At 71.4% G+C, this 10,508-nt stretch carries 8 protein-coding genes; 1 reads left to right on the top strand and 7 read right to left on the bottom strand.

Annotation, left to right across the window (positions count from 1 at the left end):
* Positions 1 to 105 precede the first annotated feature (105 nt).
* Entirely contained in the window at positions 106 to 2,073 is a 1,968-nt protein-coding gene (locus ACFQ87_RS08225) for an alpha-L-fucosidase (protein WP_380609788.1), read from the bottom strand.
* A gap of 613 nt (positions 2,074 to 2,686) precedes the next feature.
* Here ACFQ87_RS08225 and ACFQ87_RS08220 point away from each other — a divergent pair.
* Complete coding sequence (locus tag ACFQ87_RS08220; RefSeq protein ID WP_380609787.1) at positions 2,687 to 5,527, top strand: ricin-type beta-trefoil lectin domain protein; 2,841 nt, start codon at positions 2,687 to 2,689, stop codon at positions 5,525 to 5,527.
* A 58-nt stretch (positions 5,528 to 5,585) separates the two neighbouring features.
* Here the strand turns inward: ACFQ87_RS08220 and ACFQ87_RS08215 are convergent, their stop codons facing one another.
* The 6 genes from ACFQ87_RS08215 to ACFQ87_RS08190 form a co-directional block, all read right to left on the bottom strand.
* Positions 5,586 to 6,281 (bottom strand): FadR/GntR family transcriptional regulator, encoded by a 696-nt coding sequence (locus ACFQ87_RS08215; protein WP_380609786.1) that lies wholly within the window; start codon positions 6,279 to 6,281, stop codon positions 5,586 to 5,588.
* Between the two features lie 103 nt (positions 6,282 to 6,384).
* Positions 6,385 to 6,696, bottom strand: coding sequence for an L-rhamnose mutarotase (locus tag ACFQ87_RS08210; protein ID WP_380609785.1), 312 nt, complete (start codon positions 6,694 to 6,696; stop codon positions 6,385 to 6,387).
* Positions 6,693 to 7,370, bottom strand: coding sequence for a lactate utilization protein C (locus tag ACFQ87_RS08205; RefSeq protein ID WP_380609784.1), 678 nt, complete (start codon positions 7,368 to 7,370; stop codon positions 6,693 to 6,695). Before ACFQ87_RS08205 ends, ACFQ87_RS08210 begins: the two co-directional genes overlap by 4 nt.
* Positions 7,370 to 8,863, bottom strand: coding sequence for a lactate utilization protein B (locus ACFQ87_RS08200; RefSeq protein WP_380609783.1), 1,494 nt, complete (start codon positions 8,861 to 8,863; stop codon positions 7,370 to 7,372). Before ACFQ87_RS08200 ends, ACFQ87_RS08205 begins: the two co-directional genes overlap by 1 nt.
* Positions 8,860 to 9,600, bottom strand: a complete 741-nt coding sequence (locus ACFQ87_RS08195) for a (Fe-S)-binding protein (RefSeq protein WP_380609782.1) — start codon at positions 9,598 to 9,600, stop codon at positions 8,860 to 8,862. The genes ACFQ87_RS08200 and ACFQ87_RS08195 overlap by 4 nt, the downstream gene beginning before the upstream one ends.
* Positions 9,600 to 10,445: an aldo/keto reductase gene (locus ACFQ87_RS08190; RefSeq protein WP_380609781.1), complete on the bottom strand. Its 846-nt coding sequence runs from the start codon at positions 10,443 to 10,445 to the stop codon at positions 9,600 to 9,602. The genes ACFQ87_RS08195 and ACFQ87_RS08190 overlap by 1 nt, the downstream gene beginning before the upstream one ends.
* Between the last annotated feature and the right edge of the window lie 63 nt (positions 10,446 to 10,508).

Here is a 10,508-nt window from a genome sequence, read left to right as displayed (position 1 = left end):
TAGAAAACTCACCAAACCCACCCCCAGCAGACGCGAACGACTCGACACCCCCGCCCCGGTGGGGTGTCTCCCCCCCCCCCCCCCCCCCCCCCCCCCCCGGGCCGGTCACCCAGCGGCAGTGGCGGAGTTGGAGACGGACGGGTCCAGGAAGCGGCGGTCGTAGACCTCCAAGGAACGGATCGACGCCCAGGCGCCGGCGTCCAGGCCCGTGACGGTCACCCGGACGTAGCGGGCCCGGGTTGTGAACGTCATGGTCTGTACTTGCGCGGCGGTGGTGTTCCCGCTGAGGTCGGCAAGCGTCGACCAGGTGGAGCCGTCGGTGGATCCGTCGACCCGGAAGCGGTAGGCCTTCCCCGGCAGTTCCCAGGCGATCCGGGCGCCCGTGACCGGGCGCACCGAGCCCAGGTCTGCCTGGAGCCAGTGGCCGGTGCCGCCGTCGGCCGCGCACCAGCGGGTGGAGGTGTCCCCGTCCACCGCGTTGGCGGTCACATTCCCGTGCGAGGTCTCCACGCTGTCGGCCGCGGTCGGGCAGCCGCGGGCGATGTCGGTCGGGACGACCGGTCGGTCGAGCACGATCGCCACGACGGTGTCGTCGGGGTAGCGGGTGCGGTCGATGCCGGTGACGGTGACGCCGTTCCCGCCGGTGGTGCTGTAGGGGAGCGGGCTCTTGGAGACCAGGTCGTAGACCGCGGTGACCTTCGCGTCGCCCAGCGAGGGGCTCGTGAAGCTGCCGCCGCCGCTGTACCCGGCCAGCAGGTGCGCGTAGACGGTCCGGTCGGCGAAGGTGAAGCCGTACTGGCCGTCCACCGGGTTCCACGGTCCGCCGCGGGTGCCGTACACGGCTTCCCGGTTGGCGCTCATGAATCCGCCGATCTGGCGGACGACGGCTGCCTGCTTGCTCGGGACCGCGCCGGTCGCGTCCGGGCCGACGTTGACGATCACGCACATGTCGCGGACGAAGGAGTTGACGATCAGGGCCAGCGCCGAGGACAGGGACATGGCGTAGTCGCCACTGTACGCCCAGGTGCCGCCGGAGACGCTGAACGCCTTCTGGACGAGGCGGCCGAAGCGGATCGGCCCGCTCGGCACGCCGAACCCCTCGTCGATGTCGTAGTCGCCCACCCACCCCGAACGCGAGTTGGCCACCGCGTTCGGCAGGTGCTGGCGCACCAGGCCGGTGAGCCCCAGCGGCCTGCCGGTGCCCCACTCGGTCTCGCCGTACGCGGCGTCCACCGGCCAGCCGTTGCCCGGATCCCGGTACTGGCCGGGCTCCCAGAAGAAGGACCCGTCCGCGTCGGTGCCCTGCTGCGCCAGCCAGCCGCCGTCCCACCAGATGTCGTCGACCGCGCCGAAGTCGGTGACCAGCTCCTTCACGGACTGGTACACCTCGTTCTTCATGGTCCGGGCGTTCTCGTGGTAGTCGAAGCCGGCCGGATCGGTGCCCTCGTAGTTCCACGGGTACGGGCTGTTCGGCAGCACGCAGTCGGAGGTGAGCGCGGGGCTCGGCGGCTTCGCGCCTGTCACGTCGTAGTAGCCGGGGTAGCGCCAGTCGATCGGCGAGTAGTAGAGCCCGACCCGCAGGCCGGCTGCGCGTACGGCGTTCACGTAGCCCTTGACGAAGTCCGTGCCGGCGGGGAACGGAGCGTCGCCGGCGGTCCAGGCGTTGGGGTGGCCGCTGGGCCACAGGGCGAAACCGTCGTGGTGACGGGTGGTCAGCACCACCTGCGCGGCGCCGAGGTCATGGGCCAGCTGGGCCCAGGCGGCGGGGTCGAAGGACTGCGACTGGGTGGCGAAGGTGCCGGCGTACTGCGACCGGTAGGCCGTCGGCTTGGTCTTCGAGCCGAACATGTACCACTCGCCGTGGGCCGGTGCCGAGTAGACGCCCCAGTGGATGAACATGGCCAGCTTGTTGTCGCGCATCCACTGGATCTTGCTGTCCGGCTGCTGCCAGGTTCCCTGGTCGAGTTTCGGGATGCGCAGTGGGACGAGGGGCAGCGGGTCACCCTCGACCGCGGCGGCCTCGGCCGGGACGGCGACGGGCCCGACGACGGTGGCGGCGGTTGCGACTGCCATGCCGGTGAGGACACTTCTCCGACTGATGGATCGTGACATGGATGCTCCGTTTGTCCTGGAATGCTCGCTATCGGGTGGGCTCCGCGAAGTCAGGTACATGTATCGCGGCGATCGGAGCGGACTGTCAAGGCATCTGGCGGCGATATATCCGATGACTCGCAACGGTCGGCGTATCCCGTCGAGCCTGAGTCGACTCCCTCCGGGATCGCGCCATCTCACGTACCGTCCGGTGATTTGGCAGGTCAGGCGGCCAATCCAGCCATCACTCCGCCACCTCTGGGGCCCGTTCCGTTCCTCGGGCGGTCCGGCAGTACGACCTCCGACTCCCCGGGGGGACACGCATTCATCGGATCGATTAGCGTCAACCGCAGCCGCGATCGGGCGACTTGCGCATACACTGACAACTGCCGGTCCTTCGCAGCCCGTTGCCTCGTCCGAGCGTCCCGGCCGTACACCCGGTGCTCCGCCGGCCCCGTTCGACAGCGACCGTCCGCCGGCCCCGTTCGACAGCGACCGTCCGCCGGCCCCGTTCGACAGCGACCGTCCGCCGGCCCCCTTCGCGCGAAGCCGGCAGCACGTTCCCTTCCGTCATTCCCGTCTGCCTGGAGCTGCCATGGCGAAATCATCGATCCACCGCGCGGGTCTGCCCGCCGTCCTCATCCTGCTGCTGGGCGCTCTGACCAGCTTGGTCCGGCCGACCACGGCCGGTGCCGTCACCACTGCTGCTACCGCCGTCACCATCGACGGCACCCAGCCGGGCCTCACCTTCGACGGCATCGGAGCGATCTCCGGCGGCGGCGGCAACACCCGACTCCTCGTCGACTACCCGGAGCCGCAGCGCACCCAGCTCCTGGACTACCTGTTCAAACCCGGTTACGGCGCCAGCCTGCAGCTGCTGAAGATCGAGATCGGCGGCGACACCAACTCGACCGACGGTGCCGAGGCCAGCCACGAGCACACCCAGGGCGTGGTGGACTGCGACCAGGGCTACGAGTGGTGGCTGGCCGCCCAGGCCAAGGCGCGCAACCCCGGCATCAAGCTCTACGGCCTCTCCTGGGGCGCGCCGGGCTGGGTCGGCGGCGGCAACAACACCTTCTTCACTCCCAACGCGATCAGCTACCTGATGGACTGGATGGGCTGCGCCAGGCAACACGGGCTGACCATCGACTACCTGGGCGGCTGGAACGAACGCGGCTTCGACGCCTCCTGGTACGAGAACCTCAAGTCCTCGCTGGTGTCCAACGGTTACGGCGGCACCAAGGTGGTCGCATCGGACAACAACGGCTGGTCGGTCGCCGACGCGATGACCACCGATCCGGCGTTCAGGAACGCGGTCGACATCGTCGGCGTCCACTATCCCTGCGGCTACCTCGGATCCTTCTCCTCCTGCCAGAGCACCGCGAACGCCCGCGGCCTCGGCAAGCCGCTGTGGGCCAGCGAGAACGGCTCCGAGGACGCCACCGACGGCGCGCCGGCGGTGGCCCGGGGCATCAACCGGGACTACCTCGACGGCCGGATGACCACCTTCATCAACTGGCCGGTCATCGCCGCGCTCTACCCGAACCTGTACTTCTCGACCGACGGCATGTCGATCGCCAACCAGCCCTGGTCCGGGAACTACCTGATCGGCAAGACCACCTGGGTCACCGCGCACACCACCCAGTTCACCCAGCCGGGCTGGCGCTACATCGACCCGGCGGGCGGCTACCTCAGCGGCGGCGGTGGCAGCTACGTGACGCTGCGCTCGACCACCACCGACGACTACAGCACGGTGCTGGAGACGATGGACGCCACCGCCGCCCAGACCGTGAACCTCCAGGTCACCGGCGGCCTGTCCGGCGGGACCGTCCACGTCTGGGCCACCGACGTGAACTCCGGCAACACCGCCGACCACTTCGTGCACCAGAGCGACGTGACACCGGGCAACGGCCGGTACAGCCTCACCCTGCAGCCCGGCCACGTCTACACCCTGACCACGACCAGCACCGTCCCGGGCACCACCGCCGCCCAGGGCAAGGGCAACGCCGCCCCGCCGCCCGCGGCTCCCCTCGCCCTCCCCTACGGTGACGACTTCACCGGGGCCACAGGCAGCACCTCGCCGAAGTACTTCACCGACATGAACGGCGCGTTCGCCAAGGTGCCCTGCGCGGGCGGCCAGAGCGGCACCTGCCTGCAGCAGATGGCCACCGGCACGCCGGTGCGCTGGACCAACGAGCCCTATGCCAACCCCTACACCCTCATGGGCGACGGCGGCTGGAGCAACTACACCGTCTCCGCCAAGGTTCTCATCAGGCAGCAGGGCAGCGTGGAACTACTCGGCCGGGTCGGCCAGCAGGGCCGAAACAACAACGGCCTGAACGCCTACCACCTGCGCGTCTCCGACACCGGCGCATGGTCGATCCTCAGGAGCGACCTGAACTGGAACTTCACCACCCTCGCCCAGGGCACCGTCGGCGCGCTCGGCACCGACAGCTGGCACTCGGTGGCACTGACCATGCAGGACAGCAACCTCACCGCGGTGATCGACGGCACCGCCGTGGGCTCGGTCAGCGACGACACCTTCACCAGCGGCCAGGCCGGTCTCGGTGTCGTGGGGTACCAGAACGACCAGTTCGCCCGGTTCGCGGTGACCCCCGGCAACGGGTCGGCCGCGCTGGGCGGCAACCTCGGCTTCGAGTCCGGCGACTGCTCCGGCTGGAACTGCTACGGCGGCGCCGGTGCGGTGGCCGGAAACGCCCACAGCGGCGCGTACAGCGTCCAGCTCCCGCCGAACTCGGGCGCCGAACAGACCATCTCGGGCCTGACCCCCAACACCGCCTACGTCCTGAGCGGTTGGGCGAAGACCAGCGCCGCCGGCCAGTGCGTCCGGCTCGGCGTCAAGGACTTCGGCGGCACCGAGACCAGCACCTGCCTCTCCGGCACCTCCTACACCAGGTGGGTGGTCCGGTTCACGACCGGGGCGAACAGCACCAGCGCCACGGTCTACCAGTGGAACCCGCCCGGCAACACGGCCACCGGCTGGGGCGACGACCTCGCCCTCACCACCGGACCGGTGACCGGGGCCCTGGTCCTCGCCGCCTCCAACAGCTGCCTCGACATTCCGGGCGCCACCACCAACCCCGGTACCCGGCTCGACATCTGGAGCTGCAACACGGGCTCCAACCAGACCTGGACGCACCTCGCGGAGGAAAGCCTGCAGGTGTACTCGGGCAGCGCTCTGCGCTGCCTGGACGATCTCGGTTCCAGCACCGCCCCCGGTGCCCCGGTCGGGATCTGGAACTGCAACGGCGGCCTCAACCAGCACTGGCGGTTCAACTCCGACGGCACCGTCACCACACCGGCTGCTCCGGGACTGTGCCTCGCAGCGCCCGCCGGCAAGACCGCCGACGGGACCCTGCTCGGTCTCCAGCCCTGCGTCGCGGGCGCCGCTTCGCAGCGGTGGAACCTGGCCTGACGCGTCCCGGCCCGCGTAGTGGTGTGACGCCGGGGTTCCCGGGCGCCACACCACTACGTCAGCCGAGGGCCGATCCCGGTTCGCCGAGGGTGTCGCGGAGCCACTGCTCGACCCCGGCGACGTGCACGGTCGCCCAGGCGTGGGCGAGTTCCGGGCGTCTGCCGGCGATGGCGTCGAAGATCGCGCGGTGCTGCTGGCGGGTGCCGGCCGTCGCGCCCTCCTCGGTCAGCCCGCGCCAGATCCGCGCGCGCATGGTGGGCCCGGACAGGCCGTCGATCAGCGAGCAGAGCACGGTGTTGCCCGACCCGGCCGCGATCCTGCGGTGGAACTCCAGGTCGTTGGCGATGAGTTCCTCCAGTGAGGCGTCCTCGTCCAGGCTCTCCAGCACCTCGCCCAGGCCGGCGATGTCCTCCTCGGACATGACCCGGGCGGCCATCGCGGCAGCGGTGGGCTCCAGGATGCGGCGGACCTCCAGGAACTCCAGCACCGTGTTGTCCTGGTGGAAGTCGACGACGAAGCCCAGCGCGTCCAGGAGGACTTCGGGCTCCAGGCTGGTCACGTACGTACCGTCGCCCTGACGCACGTCGAGCACCCGGATGAGCGACAGCGCCTTGACCGCCTCCCGCAGGGAGTTGCGGGACAGGCCGAGCCGGTCCGCGAGGTCCGCCTCCTTCGGGAGCTTGGCGCCGGGGCGGAGCTCACCGCTCACGATCATGGCCTTGATCTTCTCGATCGCCTCGTCGGTGACTGGCACGGCCTCGCCTTTCCTGGTCATCTGATATTCGCAGCATAGGGGTTTCGTCCGGCCCGGCCGTGGTGCTTCCGGACACCGGGGCCGGGCCGGGCGGCCGGGACGGTTACAGTTCCCACACCACGGGCAGTCCGGCCGCGGCACCGTCCGCAGAGTAGTCGTGGACGACGTCGAGGAGTTCGGCCATCCGCGCCTGCCAGGCGATGTTGACCGGGAGGCCCTCCAACCGGGCGAGCAGTCGGGCGTAGTCCTCGCACTCCAGCAGGTGGAACAGCTCCGAACCGCTGCGCCAGATCGTCCAGGAGGTCACGCCCGCCGCCCTGATGGCGTCGGTGAGCTCGGCGGGCACCTCGCGGTGCGCGGCCTCGTACTCCTCGATCCGGTCCGTACGGACGCGGGTGTGCAGGGCGATCCTCATGGCTGCTCCGAAGGCTCGGGGGTGGTGGCGGCCGCTGTGTCAGCGGCGTCGACGATGACGACGTCCAGGGTCCGGGGCCCGTGCACGCCCTCGACCCGGGTGAGTTCGATGTCGCTGGTCGCGGACGGGCCGGAGACGAAGGTCAGCGGCAGGCGCGGGTCGAGTCGGGCGAGCGCCCCGGGGACGTCGTCGACGATCTGCTCGGCGCGGACGACGCACAGGTGGTAGTCGGGGACGAGGCTCAGGGCGCGCCTGCCCTGGCCCGGGCCGGTGTCCAGGACGACGGTGCCGGTGACGGCGATGCCGACGGCGGCGAGCGTGACGGCACCGTCGAGGGCGTCCAGGGCGGGGACGTCCAGGGGCTCCCGGTGCCACTCCCAGCCACCGGACGGCAGGAAGCCGTCCGGAAATCCCTCGGGCACGGCCAGGCGCTTCGCACCGCGCGCGGTGAGGGCGGCGGCGATCGCCTCGGGCAGTCCGGCCGGGTTGGTCCGGGTGACGGTGGCGCGGTAGTCGGCGACCCGCTCGGCGAACAGCGCCACGATGTCCTGGCCGGGGGCGGTGTGGCCGCGCCGGTAGTCGCGCGGGACGGGCAGGTCCTGCGGGCGCTCGTCGGCGGGGACGTCGGCGAGCGCGGCGCGGATGCGTCCGAGGATGGCCTCGCGGGTGTTCATCACTTCCCCTCCCGGTTCCTGCGCCACCAGGCGCGGAAGGATTCGGCGGGCGGCACCGGGGTGTCCCGGTCGGCGGACCAGCCGCTCAGCGGGCCGGGCAGCCGGCCGATCCGGCCGTCCCGGGCCAGCGCCCGGCCCCCGAGCGCGGCCGCCCGCTGGGCGACGCCCAGCAGCGCGGGGGAGCCGAGGACGGTGGCGGCCGCCTTCATCGCCACCGCCTCGCCGGTGGGCAGGCCCCGGGCGCCGCGCCGGGCCCGGACGGCCGAGGCCCGCAGGTGCACCAGCAGCTTCGGGATGTCGATCTTCACCGGGCAGGCGTCGTAGCAGGCCCCGCACAGGGTGGAGGCGAACGGCAGGCTGGCGGCACTGCTTTTAATGTCACTGTCGACGCCGACCAGCTGCGGGGTCAGCACGGCGCCGATCGGCCCGGGGTAGACCGAGCCGTAGGCGTGCCCGCCGGTGCGTTCGAAGACCGGGCAGACGTTGAGGCAGGCCGAGCAGCGGATGCAGGCCAGGGCCTGGCGGCCGACGGTGTCGGCGAGGGTGTCCGTGCGTCCGTTGTCGAGCAGGACGAGGTGGAACTCCGACGGGCCGTCGGCCTCCGTGGTGCCGCTCCAGGTGGAGGTGTACGGGTTCATCCGCTCGCCGGTGGAGGAGCGGGGGAGCAGCTGGAGGAACACCTCCAGGTCCGCCCAGGTGGGGACGACCTTCTCGATGCCCATCACGGTGATCAGGGTCTCGGGCAGGGTGAGGCACATCCGGCCGTTGCCCTCGGACTCCACCACGACGACGGTGCCGGTGTCGGCGACGGCGAAGTTGGCACCGGAGACGGCGACCTTGGCGCGGAGGAACTTCTGCCGCAGGTGCCGGCGGGCGGCCTCGGCGAGTTCGGCGGGGTCGTCACTCAGCCCTTCGGGGGCCGGCTGCCCCCACTCGCCCATCCGCGCGGAGAACAGCTCGCGGATCTCGGTCCGGTTGCGGTGGATCGCCGGGACCAGGATGTGGGAGGGGCGGTCGTCGCCGAGCTGGACGATGAGTTCGGCGAGGTCGGTCTCGTAGGCGGTGATGCCGGCCTCGGCCAGGGCCTCGTTGAGGCCGATTTCCTGGGTTGCCATGGACTTGACCTTGACGACCTCATGCTTCTCATCGTCACTGCCGCCGGTGGCCCGGACCAGTTCGGTGACGATGCGGGTGGCCTCGGCGGCGTCGGCGGCCCAGTGGACGGTTCCGCCGGCCGCGGTGACCGACTCCTCCAACCGCAACAGGTGGTGGTCGAGATGGCGCAGGGTCCGGTTCTTGATCGCGTCGGCAGCGGTGCGCAGCTGCTCCCAGTCGTCCAGCTCCGAGGCGACGGCGAGGCGCTTGTCGCGGATGACGGTCGTGGCCCGCTTCAGGTTGGCCCGCAGCCGGGTGTTCCCGAGGGCTTCGCGGGCGGCGTCCGGGAAGGACGGCGATCCCAGCCAGACCACTCCGCGGTCGCCCGGGGCGGTCACGGGCGTCCTCCTTCGGTCGTGGCCAGGATCTCGGCCAGGTGCATGGTCCGCACCGTGGCGGCCTGCCGGGACAGGCCGCCGCCGATGTGCATCAGACAGGAGTTGTCGACCGTGCACAGCACCTCGGCGCCCGTCTCCCGTACCGCCCCGACCTTGTCGGCGAGCATCGCGCCGGAGGTCGCGGCGTTCTTGACGGCGAAGGTGCCGCCGAAGCCGCAGCACGAGTCGGCGGCCGGCAGCTCGACCAGGTCGAGGCCCTCGACCGCGCGCAGCAGCCGCTGCGGGCGGTCGCCGAGGCGCAGTGCGCGCAGCGAGTGGCAGGTGGGGTGGTAGGTGACGCGACGCGGGAAGCGAGCTCCGACGTCCGTGACGCCGAGGACGTCGGTCAGGAACTCGGTGAACTCGTACACCCGGGGCGCCAGTTCGACGGCCTGTCGGCGCAGCTGCGGGGGACTGTACTCCTCGGCGAGGGCGGGGTGGTGCTCCCGGACGAGCCCGGCGCAGGACGCGGAGGGGGTGACGACCGCGTCGTAGTCGGCGAAGGTGCGGGTGAACCGGGCCATCAGCGGGACGGCGTCCGTACGGTAGCCGGTGTTGACGTGCATCTGCCCGCAGCAGGTCTGCTCCTGCGGGAACGCCACGGTGTGGCCGAGCCGTTCGAGGACGGTCACCACGGCGCGGCCGGTCTCGGGGAACATGGTGTCGTTGAAGCAGGTGATGAACAGCGCGACGCGCATCAGGGCGCCTCCTGCGGGGTCGGGACGCCCGGCGGCAGCAGGCCGCGGTCCTTCAGCTCCGCCCACAGCTCGTCCGGGACGCGGTGCCGGAGCATGGCGGCGGCGTCGCGCACCTCGGAGGCGTTGCGGGTGCCGACCAGGACGCTCGCCACGGCGGGGTGCCCGAACGGGAAGCGCAGCGCCGCGGCGCGCAGCGGCACGCTGTGCTTCTCGCAGACGGCCTTGAGGTCGAGGGCGCGGGTGAGCAACTCCTCGGGCGCGGTGGTGTAGTCGAAGGTGGCGCCGGGGCGCGGGTCGGCGAGCAGGCCGGAGTTGAAGACGCCGCCGATGACGACACCGACGCCGCGTTCGGCGGCCAGCGGCAGCAGTTCGGTGAGTCCGCGCTGGTCGAGCAGGCTGTAGCGGCCGGCCAGCAGGACGGCGTCGAGGTCGGTCTCGCGGATGAAGCGGGCGAGCAGCTCCGCCTGGTTCATCCCGACGCCGATCGCGCCGACCATCCCTTCGGCGCGCAGCCGTGCGAGCTCCGGGTACGCCTGGGTGAGCGCCTGCTCGGCGTGGTCGTCGGGGTCGTGGAGGTAGACGACGTCGATCCGGTCCAGTCCGAGCCGTTCCAGGCTGTCCTCGATCGAGCGGCGGACGCCCACGGCGCTGAAGTCCCAGATCCGGCGGTGGGTGGCGGGTACGGCGAAGCCGTGGGCGAGGTCGTCGCCGCCCGGCTCCGGGGCCGGGCGCAGCAGCCGGCCGACCTTGGTGGAGAGGACGTACTGGTCCCTGGGACGGCCGCGCAGGGCCCGTCCGAGCCCCCCCCCCGAAAAGGACCCGACAGCAGGCGGGGAGGGGTTCAAATCCCCCCCCCCCCCCCCCCCAGCAGGGGTGAAGAGCGCCCCCGGCTTTAGGTCTGTTGCCAG

This window comes from Kitasatospora sp. NPDC056531, from assembly GCF_042794375.1.
GTDB lineage: Bacteria > Actinomycetota > Actinomycetes > Streptomycetales > Streptomycetaceae > Kitasatospora.
The sequence above is the reverse complement of the archived record's forward strand: the minus strand, read 5'-3'. Positions and strand labels throughout refer to the sequence as shown.